This is a genomic window from Methylibium sp. (assembly GCF_013817345.1).
GTDB lineage: Bacteria > Pseudomonadota > Gammaproteobacteria > Burkholderiales > Burkholderiaceae_C > Methylibium.
Genome location: NZ_JACDCW010000089.1, coordinates 1 through 16,653, shown reverse-complemented (window position 1 = coordinate 16,653; position 16,653 = coordinate 1). Strand labels below are relative to the sequence as shown.

Here is a 16,653-nt window from a genome sequence, read left to right as displayed (position 1 = left end):
TACGTCGGCCCGGTCGATCCGGTGCGCGACGAGGTCACGGGTCCCGCGGGCCCGACCACCGCCACGCGCATGGACAAGTTCACCGAGATGATGCTGGCGCAGACCGGGCTCATCTCGATGATCGGCAAGGCCGAGCGCGGGCCGGTGGCGATCGAGGCGATCAGGAAGCACAAGTCGGCTTATCTGATGGCGGTGGGCGGCGCGGCCTACCTCGTCTCGAAGGCGATCAAGCAGGCCAAGGTGGTCGGCTTCGCCGACCTGGGCATGGAGGCGATCTACGAGTTCACGGTGACCGACATGCCGGTCACGGTGGCCGTCGATTCGAGCGGCACTTCGGTGCACACGACCGGTCCGGCCGAGTGGCAAAAGCGTATTTCGTCGGTCGAGGTCGGTGGGATTCCGATCGTTGCCGCCTGAGCGTTGGAATAGACGAACGGCGGTGTCGTTTGTCTTGCGCCTTTTCCCGCATCCAGCAGGTGGAGCACGCCGGAAGGGCGCTCGCTCTTCACTCCTCGATCTTCACGCCCTTCCAGAACGCGACCCGGCCCTTGATCCCGGCCGCGGCTTCTTTCGGCTCGGCGTAGTACCAGACGGCGTCGGGATTGAGGTCGCCGTCCACCAGCAGCGAGTAGTAGCTCGCCTCGCCTTTCCACGAACACATGGTGTGGTGGTTGCTGCCGGCCACGTACTCCCGCTTGAGCGCAGCCTCGGGGAAGTAGTGGTTGCCCTCGACGACCACGGTGTCGTCGCTCTCGGCGACGGTCACGCCGTTCCAGATGGCTTTCATCGAATGTCCTTGTGCAAGGTGTGCGGCCGCCTCAGTGCGGCAGGGCCAGCCAGTGGATGCTGAACAGCCGCTCGGCATCGCACCAGACGGGGCCCGGCACGTAGCCCGCGCGAACGGCGAGTGCGCGGAAACCGTCGACGCTGAACTTGTGCGAGTTTTCGGTGTGCACGCTGTCGCCCTCGGCGAAGTCGAAGACGTGGCCGCACAAGCGCACCTGTTGCGCACGGCGGCTCACCAGGTGCATCTCGATGCGCTGCAGGCTGGGTTGGTAGAACGCGTAATGCGCAAACTGCGACAACTCGAAGTTCGCGCCCAATTCCCGGTTGGCGCGCGCCAGCAGATTGAGGTTGAAGGCCGCCGTGACGCCGTCGGCGTCGTTGTAGGCCGCGTGCAGCAACGCAGGCTCCTTGACCAGATCGACGCCGATCAAGAGGCCCCCGCCCCGCAGCAGCCCGGCCGACTGGCGCAGGAAATGCAGCGCCTCGGGCGGCGTGAAGTTGCCGATCGACGAGCCGGGAAAGAAACCCACCCGCGGCGCCGGCCGCCCTAGCGCATCGGGCGGCAGGGCCGGCAACTCGAGCGACCGTGTGAAGTCGGCGGCGATCGGGTGGACGTCCAGGCCGGGATAGTCGGCGCGCAACTCCTCGGCAGCCGCATGCAGGTGCTCGCCGGAGATATCGATCGGCACGAAGCGGCGTGCGGGCAGTGCGTCGAGCAGCACGCGCACCTTGCGGCTCGAGCCGGCGCCGAACTCGACGATGTCGGCGCCGTCACCGAAACCTTCGCCGACGCTCTGCTTGATGCACTCGGCGATCTCGGGTGCACGCTCGCTCAGCAGTGCCAGCTCGGTGCGCGTCGGGTAGTACTCGGGCAACTCGCAGATCCGGTCGAACAGCGCGGAGCCGGCCGCGTCGTAGAAGAACTTCGGCGCTATCTGTCGCGGCCGGCGGGCCAGCCCGGCGAGCAGCTCACGCGCGAAGTCACTGTCGATCACCTGCGGCAGCGCCTGCAGCGCCGGGCTCTGCTCAGCGACGGCGGCGGCCGGCACACCGTGCGCGCGCAAATCGGGCGTGATCCGCAGCATGTTGCTCATCGATCCAGATCCTTCGCCAGTCTGAGTCCGCTGAACTGCCAGCGTGCCGCCGGCGGAAAGAAGTTGCGGTAGCTCGGCCGCGCATGGCCTGCGGGGGTGGCGCAACTGCCGCCGCGCAGCACGAGTTGTCCGACCATGAACTTGCCGTTGTACTCGGCCAGCGCGCCGGGCAACGGCCGAAAGCCAGGGTAGGGATCGTAGGAGGAACGCGTCCACTCCCACACCTCGCCAACGCTCTGCAGCGCAGGCTCGTCCCCGGCCGCCGCGGCCTCCCACTCGAACTCGGTCGGTAGCCGTGCGCCCGCCCACTCGGCATAGGCCGCGGCCTCGTACAGGCTCAGGTGACAGACCGGCTCGGCAAGATCAATCTCGCGCGTGCCGTGCAGGGTGAAGACGCGGGGCTGCTGTGCTTCCAGCTCGCTCCAGTACAGCGGCGCGTTCCAGCCCTGCGACTGCACCGCGGCCCAGCCGTCGCTCAGCCACAGGCTCACGCGGCCATAGCCGCCGTCACGCATGAATTCCAGGTATTCGCCGCAGCTCACCGGCCGGCTGGCGATCCGGTGCTCGCGCAGCAGGACGCGATGGCGCGGCGTTTCGTTGTCGAAAGCGAAGTCGTCCACACCGCGAGAGGACGGCGCGCCGACCTGGCAGATGCCGCCCGGCCGATCCAGCCACCGCATCGGCTCGCCGCACACCGCGGCAGGGTGCAAGACAGGCCCTGCCGGGCCCGCTATCGCGAGGCTTTCGCGGGAAGCGTGCCAGGCCCCGTCGCCCCGGGCAGGCTCGACCTCGTGGCGAGGCGCATGGGCAGCTCCGCCGTCCGGCCGCGGCGCATACACCGGCTGCAGCGGGTTCATCGACAGCAGGTGCTTGATGTCGGTGGCCAGCAGCTCCTGGTGCTGCTGCTCGTGCTGCAGGCCGAGCACGAAGGTGCCGGCCACGGCACTCCACACTGCATCGTCCGCGGTGTCGATGAAGTGCGCCATGGCCGCGTCGACATGCTCGCGGTAGCGCAGCACCTCCTCGACCGAAGGCCGCGTGATCATGCCGCGCTCGGCGCGCGCATGGCGCGGACCGAGCGATTCGTAATACGAGTTGAAGAGGAAGGCGTAGCGCTCATCAAACACCCGGTAGCCCCGCAGCTTCGGCTGAAGCAGCACCGTCTCGAAGAACCAGCTGGTGTGAGCCAGGTGCCACTTGGCCGGGCTGGCGTCCGGCATGGACTGCACGCATTGGTCTTCGGCCGAGAGCGGTGCCGCGAGCAGCAGCGTGTGCGCACGCACGCGCTCGAAGCGCTGCCGAAATTCGTTGCGGCTGCCGAGGCCCTCAACGCTCGCCGGCAGCCGGGTCGCGTACTCGTATTGAAAGCTCAATTCACTGCCTTTCGTGTCACGCGTGCAGGAAGACGGCCATTGTGGCCGTGGCGACGGTTCGCCGCTCGGAGTGGCGCAGCACACACAGCAAGGCGTGTACCCGAAGGCCCATGCCGCCCGGCACGGAACCTCACCGGGAAGTTTGCCGACGCGTCTCTAGAATTAATTCGAATGTCGCTCGCGCTGCTGCTCCTTCTGCCTTTCCTCGGGTGCTGCCTCGCGGCGCTGCTTGCGGCCAACGCGCGCAATCTCGAATCCACACTGGCCGGTGCGATCGCAGTCGGCGCCGCAGTGCAGGTCGCGTTGCTCTTCCCGGAAGTCCAGAACGGCGGCGTGATCCGCGAGGAAATCACGTGGTTGCCGAGCGCCGGCATCGATCTCGTGATCCGGATGGACGGCTTCGCCTGGATGATGGCCATGCTGATCACCGGCGTGGGCGCGCTGGTGGTGCTGTATGCGCGCTACTACATGTCGCCGTCCGATCCGGTGCCGCGCTTCTTCTCGCTCCTTCTCGCTTTCATGGGTTCCATGCTCGGCGTCGTGCTTTCGGGCAACCTGGTGCAGCTGGTGGTGTTCTGGGAACTGACGAGCCTTTTTTCTTTCCTGCTCATCGGCTACTGGCACCACCGCGCCGACGCCCGCCGCGGCGCACGCATGGCACTCACGGTCACCGGCGCCGGTGGCCTCTCGCTGATGGTCGGCGTGCTGCTGCTCGGCTACATCGTCGGCAGCTACGACCTCGATGTGGTGCTCGCCTCCGGAGCCCTGGTGCGCGAGCATCCTCTGTACACGACGACCGTGGTGCTCGTCTTGCTGGGCGCGTTGACCAAGAGCGCGCAGTTTCCGTTCCAGTTCTGGCTTCCGCATGCGATGGCGGCACCGACGCCGGTATCGGCCTACCTGCATTCGGCGACGATGGTCAAGGCGGGCGTGTTCCTGCTCGCGCGGCTGTGGCCCGTGCTGGCGGGGACCGACACGTGGTTTTGGATCGTCGGCGGGGCGGGCGTCGTGACGCTGCTGATCGGCGCTTACGCGGCGATGTTCCAGCGCGACCTGAAGGGGCTGCTCGCCTATTCGACGATCAGCCACCTCGGGCTCATCACGCTGTTGCTCGGCCTGAACAGCCCGATGGCGGCGGTGGCGGCGGTGTTCCACATCGTGAACCACGCGATCTTCAAGGCCTCGCTGTTCATGGCCGCGGGGATCATCGACCACGAATGCGGCACGCGCGAGATCCGCCGCCTGAACGGACTGTTCAAGGTGATGCCGATCACCGCCACGCTGGCCATGGTGGCGAGCGCTGCGATGGCCGGGGTGCCGCTGGTCAACGGCTTTCTCTCCAAGGAAATGTTCTTCGCGGAGACGGTCTACATCTCCACGCTGACCTGGGTGGAGTACGGACTGCCGCTGGCCGCCACGCTGGCCGGCATGTTCAGCGTGGCCTATTCGCTGCGCTTTTCCTACGACATCTTCTTCGGCCCTCTCTCCAACGACCTGCCGCGCACGCCGCACGAGCCGCCGCACTGGATGCGCGTACCGATCGAGCTGCTGGTGCTGGCCTGCCTGCTGGTCGGCATGTTTCCCAACCTGTTCGTGCGGCCCTTCCTCGACGCCGCGGCGCAGCCGGTGCTCGGCGCGCCGCTGCCGCCCTACAGCCTGGCCGTGTGGCATGGCGTGAACGCGCCTTTGCTGATGAGCCTGGCCGCGATGGGCGGCGGCGTGCTGCTCTACCTGTTGCTGCGCCGGCCGCTGCTGCAAGGGCGCCTGTTGAGCCCGCCGCTCACCGGTTATTTCGAAGGCAAGCAGTTGTTCGATCGCGCGCTCACCTGGCTGCACCTTTTCGCACGCTGCGCCGTCAGGCTGCTGGGCACGCGCCGGCTGCAGCCGCAACTGTTGTGGCTGGTGGGCGTGGCCATCGCGGTGTCGGTAACGGCACTGTGGAACACCGGCTTCGGCTGGGGCGAGCGGCCCGGACTGCCGCTGTCGCCCTCCTTCCTGATGCTGTGGCTGGTGGGCGGCGCATGCGCAGTGGGCGCTGCATGGCAGGCCAAATACCACCGTCTGGCAGCAGTGGCGCTGATGGGAGCGGCCGGCCTGGTGAGTTGCATCACCTTCGTGTGGTTCTCGGCGCCCGACCTGGCGCTCACTCAGTTGGCGGTCGAACTGGTCACGACGGTGCTGCTCCTGCTCGGCCTGCGTTGGCTGCCCAAGCGCGTGGAGCCAGAGCAACTGGGCCTGCGGCCGACGCGGAGCGAGCGTCTGCGCCGCATGCGCGATCTTGCCATTGCGGTGGCCGCTGCCATCGGCATGGCGAGCCTGGCCTATGCGGTGCTCAGCCGGCCGTTGCCCGACAGCCTGTCGCCGTACTTCCTGAGCCGCGCCGTGCCGCAAGGCGGCGGCACCAACGTGGTCAACGTGCTGCTGGTGGACTTTCGCGCGCTCGACACCCTGGGCGAGATCACCGTGCTGGGCGCAGTGGCCCTGACCATCTATGCGCTGCTGCGGCGCTTTCGGCCTGCGCCCGAGAGCATCGGGACACCGCTGCCGCAACGCCAGTTGCCGCCCGACCTGGCGACCGACCTGGTCCATCCGCGCACCGCCCCCGACACCGCACTGGGCTACATGATGGTGCCGGCCGTGCTGGTGCGGCTGGTGCTGCCGATCGCCCTGCTGGTGTCGGCGCATCTCTTCCTGCGCGGCCACAACGAGCCCGGCGGCGGCTTCGTCGCCGGCCTGGTGACCGCCGCAGCGCTGATCCTGCAGTACATGATCGCCGGCACGCAATGGACTGAGGCCCACCTGCGGCTGCGGCCCCGGCGCTGGATCGCCGTCGGGCTGCTGCTGGCCACGGCCACGGGCCTGGGGTCCCTGGCCTTCGGTTACCCCTTCCTGACCACGCACACCGCCCACCTGACTCTGCCCGTGTTCGGCAAGGTGCACCTGGCCAGCGCCCTGTTCTTCGACGCCGGCATATTCGCGCTGGTTGTCGGCGCCACGCTGCTGGTGCTGACCGCCCTGGCACACCAGTCGCGGCGCAGCCATCGCCAGCCGGTCGCGCCGCCCGTATCGGTGGCGGTCGACGCCGGAGCCCGCTGATGGAGATCGTGCTCGCCCTCGCCATCGGCGTGCTCACCGGCTCGGGCGTGTGGCTGGTGCTGCGGCCGCGAACCTTTCAGGTCGCCATCGGCCTGGCGCTGCTTTCGTATGCGGTCAATTTGTTCATCTTCAGCATGGGGCGGCTGGCCATCGACAAGGCGCCGATCGTGCGGCCCGGCGTTCCGACGGACCTGTTGCACTATGCCGACCCGCTGCCGCAGGCGCTGGTGCTCACCGCCATCGTCATCGGCTTCGCGATGATGGCGCTGTTCCTGGTGGTGCTGCTGGCGTCGCGCGGGCTCTCGGACAGCGACCACGTCGATGGCGCGGAGCCCTTGCCATGACGGGCTGGGCGAGCGGCGCCACGCCGCACCTCATCGTTGCGCCGATCGTGCTGCCGCTGTTGACCGCCGCACTCATGCTGCTGGCGGGGGCACGCCGGCGCACGCTGGCCACGCTCAATCTGCTGTCGGCCGCAGGCGGACTGGGGACCGCGCTGGTGCTGCTGGTCCAGGTGCAGGGCGGCGGCACGCCGGGCGCCTTGGGCGTGTACCTGCCGTCGAACTGGGACGTGCCCTTCGGCATCGTGCTGGTCGTCGACCGGCTGTCGGCGCTGATGCTCGTGATCACGGGTCTCATCGGCTTGGCCGCGGCCTCGTTTTCGCTGGCGCGCTGGCACCGCGCCGGGGTGCATTTCCATCCGCTGTTCCAGATGCAGCTGATGGGACTGAACGGCGTGTTCCTCACCGCCGACCTGTTCAACCTGTTCGTGTTCTTCGAGGTGATGCTGGCCGCCTCCTACGGCCTGCTGCTGCATGGCTCGGGCCGGCTGCGCGTGCAGGCAGGGCTGCATTACGTGGCGGTCAACCTGGCGGCCTCGTCCCTGTTCCTGATTGGCGTGGCCCTCCTCTACGGTGTGACCGGCACGCTCAACATGGCCGATCTGGCGCTGCGCATCGGCCAGGTGCCCCAGGCGGATCGCGGCCTGCTGCATGCCGGGGCGGCCCTCCTCGCCGTGGCCTTTTTCACCAAGGCCGCCGTGTGGCCGCTCAACTTCTGGCTGGTGCGCGCCTACATGGCGGCCAGTGCGCCGGTGGCGGCGGTGTTCGCCGTCATGACCAAGGTCGGCGTCTACGCCTTGCTGCGGTTGTGGACGCTGCTGTTCGCCAATGCGCCCGGCGAGTCGGCCGGCTTCGGCGGCGAGTGGCTGGTTTATGGCGGCATGGCCACCGTGGTGTACGGCATGGTCGGCATGATGGCCGCGCAGCGCCTGGACCGCATGGCCGGCTTCGGCGTGGTGGTGTCTTCGGGCAGCCTGCTGGCGGCCATCGGCTTCGGGCAGGCGGACCTCACGGGCGCGGCCCTCTTTTATCTGACGAACTCCACGCTGGCGCTGAGCGCGCTGTTCCTGCTCATCGAGCTGATCGAGCGCTCGCGCCGCACCGCCGCCGATGCAGAGGAACGCAGTCTGGAGTTCCCGATCGACGCCCTGGAACGACGGCGGATGCGCAACGGCCCCGACGAAAGCAGCCTCATCGGCAAGGCCATCCCCGCGGCGGTTGCCTTCCTCGGGCTGGCCTTCATCGCCTGCGCCTTGCTCATCGCCGGCATGCCGCCGCTGGCGGGTTTCCTGGGCAAGTTCGCCATGCTCTCGGCGCTGATCAATCCGGCCGGTCTGCAGGCCAGCGTGGCACCGTCCGCCACCGCCTGGACGCTGCTGGTGCTGCTCGTCGTCTCGGGCCTGCTGACGATCATTTCGCTGTCGGGAACCGGCATCCGTTATTTCTGGGCGCCGCAGGAGCGGCAGACCCCGCGGCTGCGCGTCATCGAATGCCTGCCGATCGCCGGGCTCATCGGGGTGTGCATCGCGCTGACGGTGCATGCCGAAGCGGCGCTGCGCTACACGCAGGACGCATCGAGGGCGCTGCACGGCCCCGCCGCCTACATCGACGCCGTGATCTCGGCACGGCCCTTGCCCGGCCCGACCACCGCCCCCTGACGATGAAGCGCCTGCTGCCCGCCCCGCTGCTCTCGGCCACCTTGTTCGTGCTGTGGCTGGTGCTGAACGACTCGGTATCGCCCGGCCACCTGCTGCTCGCGGCCTTGGTGGCAGTGCTCATTGCGCGCCTCACCGCACCCTTGCGGCCCGTGCCGGTGCGGCTGTTCCATCCGGCGACGCTGATGCGCTTTCTTGCGGTCGTGGCGCACGACGTGGTGGCTTCCAACTTCGACGTGGCGCGCGGCGTGTGGGCGAGCCGGCCGCCGAACGGCGCCTTCGTGCGCGTGCCGCTCGAACTGCGCGACCCCAACGGCCTTGCCGCGCTGGCAATGGTGATGTGCGTGATTCCGGGCACCGTGTGGTGCGAGCTGGCCCACGATCGCTCGGCGCTGCTGGTGCACGTGTTCGACCTGCGAGACGAGGCGCTGCTGGTCGCGCGCATCAAGCAACGGTACGAACAGCCCTTGATGGAGATCTTTCAATGAGCCCGCTGCTCTCGGGCGCACTCTCTTTCGGCGTGAGCTGCCACGCGCTGGCCATGCTGCTGACGCTGCGCCGCCTTCTCCAGGGGCCGACGGCGCAAGACCGCGTGTTGGCCCTCGACTACCTCTATGTCAACGGCATGCTTGCCACGCTGGTGCTCGGCATGCGCTATCAAAGCACCGTGTACTTCGAGGTGGCGCTGCTGATCGCCGCGCTCGGCTTCGTCGGCTCGATGGCGATGGTGAAGTTTCTGCTGCGGGGGGAGGTGATCGAATGAGTGGCGAAAGAGGGGCCCCGCGCCGCGGGGATCGAAACCCGAATTCGATCGGATCGCCGACACGCGGACCTTTGATGACTTGCGGCATTGCGGAGGCGGTCGAATGAATGCGTTGCACGGGCTGCCGCTGTGGATGGAGGCCGTCATTGCCGTGCTCGTGGTGGCGGGCGGCCTGCTCTCGCTCACCGGTGCCGTCGGGCTGGTGCGGCTGAAGGATTTTTTCCAGCGCATTCACCCGACGGCACTGGCCCTGACGCTCGGCGCGTGGTGCGTTTCGCTCGCCTCGGTGCTCTTCTTCTCGATGCTCGGCGGCGCTCCGGCCCTGCGGGCGGTGGCAGTAGTCGTGCTGCTGTCGATCACCGTGCCGGTCACCACGCTGCTGCTGGCGCGTGCGGGGCTGTTCCGCCGACGGCAGGCGGGCGAGCCGGCGCCGCCGCCGTTGGGCTGATCCCGGCCGAAACACCGCCGGGTCGTCGATGCTGCAGGTAGCGATAGCCCAGTTCATTGCGGAACAGTGCGCTGACGCGGTCTTGCGTCGCTCGTTCGGACTGGTCCAGCCGACTCAAGGAACGGCCCTGTCTGCACCGGCGGCCACAGGCGCGGCGAGTGCCGGTGGGATGAAACCCTCATCCGTCAGTGCACGGATTACGCCGCGCAGCAAGGTGTTGTGGCTGAACCCGATGGTGTACTGCCGTGCGCCGGCCTTGACGGGTTGCAACATGCCGCTTTCCACCAGCTTCTTGAGCTGATAGGTGCGCTGGGTGGCGTTCAGGCCGGGCATCGCGGCTGCCACGTCGCCCGCTTTGACGACCCCCGCCTTGATGGTTGCCGCGAGCACGGCTTCTTCTTGCGGCGTCACCAGTTGGCGTTGCCGCGCGTAGGCCAGTGCCGGCTGCAGCACCTTCGCTTGCAGGTGGCGATAGTCGGCCAGCCGGTCCACCTTGTTCAGCTCATCGCGTACACCCGTGAGCACGTAGATGCACCAGGCCTCCAAAGCGCCGTCGGAACCGGTGTCGGCCTCGGCCAGCATCGCGTAGTAGCGGTTGCGGTCGGCACAGAACACTGCGGCCGGGTTCAACAGCCGGCCTGCTGTATTGACTTGGAACCCGTACTTGACGAGCAGCGCGTAAGTCAGCAGCCGCACCACACGGCCATTGCCGTTGCCGAACGGGTGCACCCAGGCGAAACGGTGATGCGCCAGCGCCACCTTCATCAGGTCGTACTTCGGTGCGTCGGCTCGATTGACGAAGGCCACCAGTTCCTGCATGTAGCTTGGCACCTGGATGGCTTCGGGCGGCAGGTGTTGAGCCTGGGCGATCTGCACCGGGCCGCTGCGATAGGCGCCGGGTGTGCGGTCGCCTTCGCGCGTGAGGCTGTCGACGGTCATCGCGTGCAGACCGCGAATCATGTGTTCGCTGATCGGCTGCTGCGGCTGCACCGTCTCTTCGACATGCCGCATGGCAGCCTCGATGTTCTCGATCTCGCGCAGCGTCTCGCGGGTCTTCCCGGTAGGGACGGCAAGCTTGGTTTCGACGTAATCGGCCAGCGTGGTGTGGTTGCCTTCAATGCGCGCCGAGGCCAGGCTCTCGAGCAGGTGGAACACCTCCTTGAGTTGCAGGAACACCGGCCACGGTGTCGTGCCGCGCATCTCGAGCCGGCGCAGGTGCTCGAGGTCGGTGAGCACGTCCAGCAAGGGCGACGAAAAGGTCGGGTCAAGCAGTCGCAGATCGTGGTGAACAAATTTAGCCATTGGCTGCGATAACTGCAAACATACAGAGAATGATCTGTAATTTACTCTAAAAATTCTTTTTACGACAACAGGTTACTGAATTTTGCGGCACCTTATATCTGCGATCTTGAGTCGCAACATCTGGAAGCGTCGGGGCTGAGAACCGCAGCTCAAGCCGTTCGAGGCGATATTGAATCGCTTGAACATCAGCACCTGGATTTCGTCTGACGCCTCATGCAGCCCGATTAGCGCCTGAGGGGCCTTGGTAGCCACTCTGCCCCGACTCTGGCTGTAACTCTGGCCATGCATTCGATTTCCGTTCAGGGACGTGCGAAATCTGCGGCGCAAGGGCGGCAGCTCGCCGGCTGGCGAGTGTGCCGATCTGTTCAATCCTGCGCCGCACATGGCGGCAAGGCGTGGGACCACTCGGCACTGGCGCGCGCTGGAGAAGCTGGCCGACTTCAAAATCGGACAAAAGACCGTTTGATGCCGCCGGTCAAACGCGCCCGCTCACGGGCAACTCACCTCGCACCCGCCCGAGCCTTCCTCGCATCGCGATATGCAGCACTGCGCCGGCACCCAACAGCAGCCCGGCGCGCAGCCAGGTGCCTGCGCTTTGCTGACTGAGCAAAACGAAGCACGACAGGATCGCCAGCACGGGCAGCGCCGTGGGCGTGCGGAAGTGCGAATGCGCCACCCGGTCACGGCGCAGCACGAGCACCGCAAGGTTTGTCGAAATGAACACGAGCAGCAGCAACAACACCACCGTTTCGGCCAGCGCCGCGAGGGTGCCGGTCGCCGCCAGGGCCATCGCCGCGAGCGTCGTGACGACGATCGCCACGCCCGGCGTGCGCCGACGCGGCAACAGCCGGCCCAGGGGCGACGGCAGCAGGCCCTCTTCGGCCATGCCGTAGGCCAGGCGGCTGGCCATCACCATCGTGAGCAAGGCACCGTTGGCCACTGCTGTCAGCGCAACGAAGGCGAACAAGCGGGGCGGCACGCCGTAGTCCGTGGCGCGCACCACGTCGAGCAGCGGGGCCGACGAGCTGGCCAGCATGTTCGGCGGCAGCACCACGGACGCCGCCACCCCGACCAGCATGTAGATCGCCCCGGCCGCGAACAACGCGCCGAACAAGGCCCGCGGATAGACGCGGCTCACGTCGCGCACTTCCTCGGCGACGTTGGCGGAAACCTCGAAGCCGACGAACGAATAGAACGCCAGCAGCGCCGCGCCCAGAACGCCTGCGGCGGGCGACACGGCCGGCCCGAACTGCAGCACGCGCTCAGGCGCGCCCTGACCGGCTGTCAGGAACATCGCCGCCAGCACGACCACGAGCAACAGCCCGGTCACTTCGATCACGGTCATGAAGACATTCGCGCCGACCGACTCCCGGATGCCTCGCGCGTTCAGCGCGGCGATCAGTAGCAGGAAGCCCAGCGCGGCCGGCAGCACCGGCAAGTCGACGATGGCGCCGAGATAGTCACCCGCGAATGCGAGCGACAAGCCCGCCGCACTCGTGACGCCGGCCGACAGCATGCAAAAGCCGACGAGGAAGGAAAGCAAGGGCCGCTTGAACGCTCGCGCGGCGAACACGGCGGCGCCGCCGGCTTTCGGATACTTGGTGACGAGCTCCGCATACGAGGCAGCGGTGAGCACGGCGAAACCCAGTGCGACGAGCAGCGGAAGCCAGATCGCGCCGCCGACCTCGCCGGCGATTTTGCCGACCAAGGCGTAGACGCCGGCTCCGAGCACGTCGCCGAGGATGAAGAGGAACAGAAGCGGGCCGGTGATGGCCCGCCGAAGCCGCGGTTCACCGGCCTCCGGATCGCGCGCTTCTGGCGGGATGGATGTCGGCGCCTGCATGACTCGGCGCGGTGGCAAGCGCTATGCCCACGGGCGCCGCAGGCATGGATCAGCGGGACATGCCCGTCAGAAGGTCGCTTGACACGCCGACCGCCTGGACCAGTCTGGCCGCCGGAGATCAACGCGCTATCCCGTGTGAATCCACGCCTGAAGGGTCGTCCGCGAGTCCTGTCGGAGCAGTTCGCTGCACTCAACCCAGCGACCGCTTGTGCAGCGCTTTCGGCGCATGGCCGTGATTCAGCGGCCCGTGGCCCGCGCCGGTGCGCACGTCGGCGCCCGTGGCGATCGCCTGCACGATGTAAGCACGTGCGAGTGCAACTGCCCTCGGCAGCGTTTCGCCCAGCGCCAGATGCGCAGCGATTGCCGACGAGAGCGAGCAGCCCGTGCCATGTAAATTTCGGCTCGCGAGGCGCGGCGACTGCAGACGCTGCGCCTCGCCCGGGCCGCAGGCCAGCACGTCGACGACCGTATCGCCGCGCAGATGACCGCCCTTGAGCAGCACGGCAGGCGCGCCGAGCGCGAGCAAATCGCGAGCGGCAGCCTCGAGCTGCTCTGCACCCGTGATTCGGCGGCCGAGGAGCAGCGCCGCTTCGTCCAGATTGGGCGTGACCACGCTGGCCAGCGGGAACAGCTCGCGCACCAGCACCTCCACCGTCTCCGGCGCCATCAGCCGGTCGCCGCTGGTGGCCACCATCACCGGGTCGAGCACCACCTTGCGAACGCCGTAGTGCCGCAGCGCATCGGCCACCACGCACACGATCTCGGGTGAATGCAGCATGCCGATCTTCACCGCGTCTGCGCCGATGTCGTCCATCACGGCGGCGATCTGCGCCTTCACCGTTTCGGGCGGCACAGCATGGATGGCCGACACGCCCAATGTGTTTTGCACCGTGATCGCGGTGATCGCGGTCATGCCGTAGCAGCCGAGCGCCGCGAAGGTTTTCAGGTCGGCCTGGATGCCCGCGCCACCGCCGCTGTCGGAGCCGGCGATGGACAGCACACGCGGGTACTCGTGAGTGGGTTCGGATGTCATGCCAGTGCTTTGAAGTGATGCGGGTGGCGCGCAGAAAACGAATGCCGCTAAGATACCAACTGCTTGTCGGGGCGCCGAAGACGAAAGTCGAGGCTGAGACCACTCTAAAGAGTGGAACCCGCTGAACCTGATCGGGATCATGCCCGCGTAGGAATCAAGTGCAACGGCCTTTCGTGCGCCGCTTTTCGAAGCGAAACACGAAACCCAGGCAAGCCTCTTTCAACGAAGCCCCTGGAGCACGAATGGCCAAGACCCAAAGCTACGTCGACACCGACGATCTCTCGCGCCGCATCACCCGCGAGCCTTTTGCCGGCTCGCGCAAGGTGTACCTCGGTGCCACGCGGCCCGATGTTCGCGTGCCGTTCCGCGAAATCTCGCTGAGCGACACGCTCACGCAGGGCGCCGACGGCCAGCAGCAGCACGAAGCAAACCCGCCCCTGCGCGTGTACGACGCGAGCGGTCCCTACACCGACCCCACGGCGCAGATCGACATCACCCGCGGTCTGCCGCCGCTACGCGCGGCGTGGATCGAAGAGCGGCGCGACACCGAACTGCTCCCCGCCATCAGCAGCGCCTACGGCCGTGCACGGCTCGACGATCCGACGCTCGCCCAGCTGCGGATGGCCCACGCGCCGCTGCCGCGCCGGGCCAAGTCCGGCATGGGCGTCTCGCAGATGCACTACGCCCGCCGCGGCATCGTCACACCGGAAATGGAGTTCATCGCCGTGCGCGAGAACCTCGTGAAGGCGCAACTGCGCGAGCGGCTCGCCACGGAGCGTCTGCCGCAGCGCGGCCAGGCCTTCGGGGCACGCATTCAGCAGGACATCACCGCCGATTTCGTGCGCGACGAAGTGGCCCGCGGCCGCGCGGTGATCCCGAACAACGTCAACCATCCCGAGAGCGAGCCGATGATCATCGGGCGCAATTTCCTGGTGAAGGTCAACGCCAACATCGGCAACTCGGCCGTCACGTCGAGCGTGGAAGAAGAGGTCGATAAGCTGGTGTGGGCCATCCGCTGGGGTGCGGACACGGTGATGGACCTTTCGACCGGCGAAAACATTCACGAGACGCGCGAATGGATCCTGCGCAACTCGCCCGTGCCCATCGGCACGGTGCCGATCTACCAGGCGCTGGAGAAGGTCAACGGCAAGGCCGAGGACCTGACCTGGGAACTCTTTCGCGACACGCTCGTCGAGCAGGCCGAGCAGGGCGTCGATTACTTCACCATCCACGCCGGCGTGCGCCTGGCCTACGTGCCGCTCACCGCCAACCGGCTCACCGGCATCGTTTCGCGCGGCGGCTCGATCATGGCCAAGTGGTGCCTGTCGCACCACCGCGAAAGCTTCCTGTACGAGCACTTCGACGAGATCTGCGAAATCATGAAGGCCTACGATGTGTGCTTCTCGCTGGGCGACGGCCTGCGCCCCGGCTCGATTGCCGACGCCAACGACGAGGCCCAGTTCGCCGAGTTGCACACGCTCGGCGAGCTGACGCAGGTTGCCTGGAAGCACGACGTGCAGGTGATGATCGAAGGCCCCGGCCACGTGCCGCTGCAGCTCGTGAAGGAGAACGTGGAAAAGCAGCTCGAAGCCTGCTTCGAGGCGCCCTTCTACACGCTGGGCCCGCTGATCACCGACATCTCGCCCGGCTACGACCACATCTCCTCGGCCATGGGCGCCGCCAACATCGGCTGGTACGGCACGGCGATGCTGTGCTACGTGACGCCCAAGGAGCACCTCGGACTGCCCAACCGCGACGACGTGAAGCAGGGCCTCATCGCCTACAAGATCGCCGCCCACGCCGCAGACTTGGGCAAGGGCTACCCAGGCGCGCAGATGTGGGACAACGCCGTCTCCAAGGCGCGCTTCGAGTTCCGCTGGGAAGACCAGTTCCGCCTGGCCATCGACCCCGACACGGCGATGAAGTACCACGACGAGACGCTGCCCAAGGACAACGCCAAGGTGGCGCACTTCTGCTCGATGTGCGGGCCGAAATTCTGCTCGATGAAGATCTCGCAGGAGGTGCGTGATTTCGCCAAGCTGCAGGCGGTGCCCGCTGCACCGATCAAGGTGATCGAAGTCGCCCGCGCGCTGGACGACAAGGCACAGGAGTTCCGCGAGCGTGGCGGCGAAATCTACATCTGAGCCCACCCTTGCGAAGCCGGACTCGGCAGCCGTTGCGAAGCAAGGCACCCGCGAGCGCGAAAGTGGACGTGGGTGCCGCATGGAGACAGTGAGCGCAGCGGCGGCACCTGCATTCGGGCCCGCGAGCACGGTGCCCGCCGTCGTGCTCGGCGCCGGCCTCATGGGCCGGCTGCTCGCCTGCGAGCTGGCCCAGCGAGGTCATGCGGTGCAGGTGTTCGAAGCCGGCGGCGCCGATGCGCAGGGCTCGGCGGCGCGCGTTGCCGCCGGCATGCTGGCGCCGCTGGCCGAATCGGCCGTCACGGAAAGCAGCGTCGTGCGCATGGGCCGGCATTCGCTGGAGCGATGGCCGCAGCTTCTCGAAGCGCTGCCGGCGCCGGTGTTTTTTCAACAACAGGGGACGCTGGTGCTGTGGCACCGGCAGGACGCCGCCGAGGCCGACCGCTTCGGCACGCAACTCGCCGCCACAGCGCGCCGCTTGCCCGAGCTGCCCGTCGCTCAAACGCTCGATGCCGCAGCGCTGGCGCGGCTGGAACCCGCGCTCGGCGAGCGCTTCTCGCAAGGCCTCTACCTGCCCGCTGAAGGCCAGCTCGACAACCGCGAGCTGCTCTCGGCGCTGGCTCTGCAGCTCGAAACGCTGCAGGTCCCTGTGCACTGGCACAGCCCTCGCGAGCCCGAGGACATCGATACCGGCCCCGAGGGCTGGCTGTTCGACTGCCGCGGCCTGGGCGCGCGCGCGCAGTGGCGCGCGCTGCGCGGCGTGCGCGGCGAGGTGATC

The 16,653-nt window shown here is 67.5% G+C and carries 15 protein-coding genes and 1 riboswitch; of the genes, 9 read left to right on the top strand and 6 right to left on the bottom strand.

What is annotated here, in order from left to right:
• Positions 1 to 417, top strand: a 417-nt coding sequence (locus tag H0W40_RS15270) for a fumarate hydratase C-terminal domain-containing protein (RefSeq protein WP_292447769.1), incomplete at its 5' end; no start/stop codon positions are given.
• An 88-nt stretch (positions 418 to 505) separates the two neighbouring features.
• Here H0W40_RS15270 and H0W40_RS15265 read toward each other — a convergent pair.
• From H0W40_RS15265 to egtB, 3 genes are all read right to left on the bottom strand, one after another.
• On the bottom strand, positions 506 to 787 hold the full coding sequence (locus tag H0W40_RS15265; protein WP_292447766.1) for a DUF427 domain-containing protein: 282 nt from the start codon (positions 785 to 787) through the stop codon (positions 506 to 508).
• A gap of 31 nt (positions 788 to 818) precedes the next feature.
• Positions 819 to 1,781: an L-histidine N(alpha)-methyltransferase gene (gene egtD / locus H0W40_RS15260; protein WP_367153825.1), complete on the bottom strand. Its 963-nt coding sequence runs from the start codon at positions 1,779 to 1,781 to the stop codon at positions 819 to 821.
• A gap of 95 nt (positions 1,782 to 1,876) precedes the next feature.
• A complete protein-coding gene (gene egtB, locus H0W40_RS15255; RefSeq protein ID WP_292447771.1) occupies positions 1,877 to 3,223 on the bottom strand; it encodes an ergothioneine biosynthesis protein EgtB in 1,347 nt (448 codons plus the stop codon).
• A 201-nt stretch (positions 3,224 to 3,424) separates the two neighbouring features.
• Between egtB and H0W40_RS15250 the strand changes: the two genes are divergently transcribed.
• The 6 genes from H0W40_RS15250 (at position 3,425) to H0W40_RS15225 (ending at position 9,556) form a co-directional block, all read left to right on the top strand.
• The gene (locus H0W40_RS15250; protein ID WP_292447764.1) at positions 3,425 to 6,349 is read left to right on the top strand and encodes a monovalent cation/H+ antiporter subunit A; all 2,925 of its coding nucleotides are present in this window, start codon (positions 3,425 to 3,427) and stop codon (positions 6,347 to 6,349) included.
• Positions 6,349 to 6,693, top strand: coding sequence for a Na+/H+ antiporter subunit C (locus tag H0W40_RS15245; protein WP_292447763.1), 345 nt, complete (start codon positions 6,349 to 6,351; stop codon positions 6,691 to 6,693). Before H0W40_RS15250 ends, H0W40_RS15245 begins: the two co-directional genes overlap by 1 nt.
• Complete coding sequence (locus tag H0W40_RS15240) at positions 6,690 to 8,348, top strand: monovalent cation/H+ antiporter subunit D (RefSeq protein ID WP_292447760.1); 1,659 nt, start codon at positions 6,690 to 6,692, stop codon at positions 8,346 to 8,348. The genes H0W40_RS15245 and H0W40_RS15240 overlap by 4 nt, the downstream gene beginning before the upstream one ends.
• Positions 8,349 to 8,350: 2 nt before the next feature.
• The gene (locus tag H0W40_RS15235; RefSeq protein ID WP_292447757.1) at positions 8,351 to 8,833 is read left to right on the top strand and encodes a Na+/H+ antiporter subunit E; all 483 of its coding nucleotides are present in this window, start codon (positions 8,351 to 8,353) and stop codon (positions 8,831 to 8,833) included.
• Positions 8,830 to 9,108 (top strand): K+/H+ antiporter subunit F, encoded by a 279-nt coding sequence (locus tag H0W40_RS15230; protein WP_292447755.1) that lies wholly within the window; start codon positions 8,830 to 8,832, stop codon positions 9,106 to 9,108. The genes H0W40_RS15235 and H0W40_RS15230 overlap by 4 nt, the downstream gene beginning before the upstream one ends.
• A 103-nt stretch (positions 9,109 to 9,211) precedes the next feature.
• Positions 9,212 to 9,556 (top strand): Na+/H+ antiporter subunit G, encoded by a 345-nt coding sequence (locus tag H0W40_RS15225; protein ID WP_292447754.1) that lies wholly within the window; start codon positions 9,212 to 9,214, stop codon positions 9,554 to 9,556.
• Positions 9,557 to 9,670: 114 nt separating this feature from the next.
• Here H0W40_RS15225 and H0W40_RS15220 read toward each other — a convergent pair whose 3' ends face one another.
• From H0W40_RS15220 to thiD, 3 genes are all read right to left on the bottom strand, one after another.
• Complete coding sequence (locus tag H0W40_RS15220) at positions 9,671 to 10,858, bottom strand: Fic family protein (RefSeq protein ID WP_292447752.1); 1,188 nt, start codon at positions 10,856 to 10,858, stop codon at positions 9,671 to 9,673.
• Positions 10,859 to 11,333: 475 nt separating this feature from the next.
• Entirely contained in the window at positions 11,334 to 12,701 is a 1,368-nt protein-coding gene (locus tag H0W40_RS15215; RefSeq protein ID WP_292447750.1) for an APC family permease, read from the bottom strand.
• 190 nt (positions 12,702 to 12,891) lie between these two features.
• Positions 12,892 to 13,734 (bottom strand): bifunctional hydroxymethylpyrimidine kinase/phosphomethylpyrimidine kinase, encoded by an 843-nt coding sequence (gene thiD / locus H0W40_RS15210; protein WP_292447747.1) that lies wholly within the window; start codon positions 13,732 to 13,734, stop codon positions 12,892 to 12,894.
• Between the two features lie 57 nt (positions 13,735 to 13,791).
• A riboswitch (TPP riboswitch) is annotated at positions 13,792 to 13,905 on the top strand.
• A 71-nt stretch (positions 13,906 to 13,976) separates the two neighbouring features.
• On the opposite strand from thiD, the gene thiC reads away from it, so the two are divergent.
• Positions 13,977 to 15,878 carry a phosphomethylpyrimidine synthase ThiC gene (gene thiC / locus H0W40_RS15205; protein ID WP_292447745.1) on the top strand — a complete coding sequence of 634 codons (1,902 nt, stop codon included), beginning with the start codon at positions 13,977 to 13,979 and terminating at the stop codon, positions 15,876 to 15,878.
• 79 nt (positions 15,879 to 15,957) lie between these two features.
• Positions 15,958 to 16,653 (top strand): FAD-dependent oxidoreductase (locus H0W40_RS15200; RefSeq protein WP_292447743.1); only part of this gene is annotated, 696 nt, incomplete at its 3' end.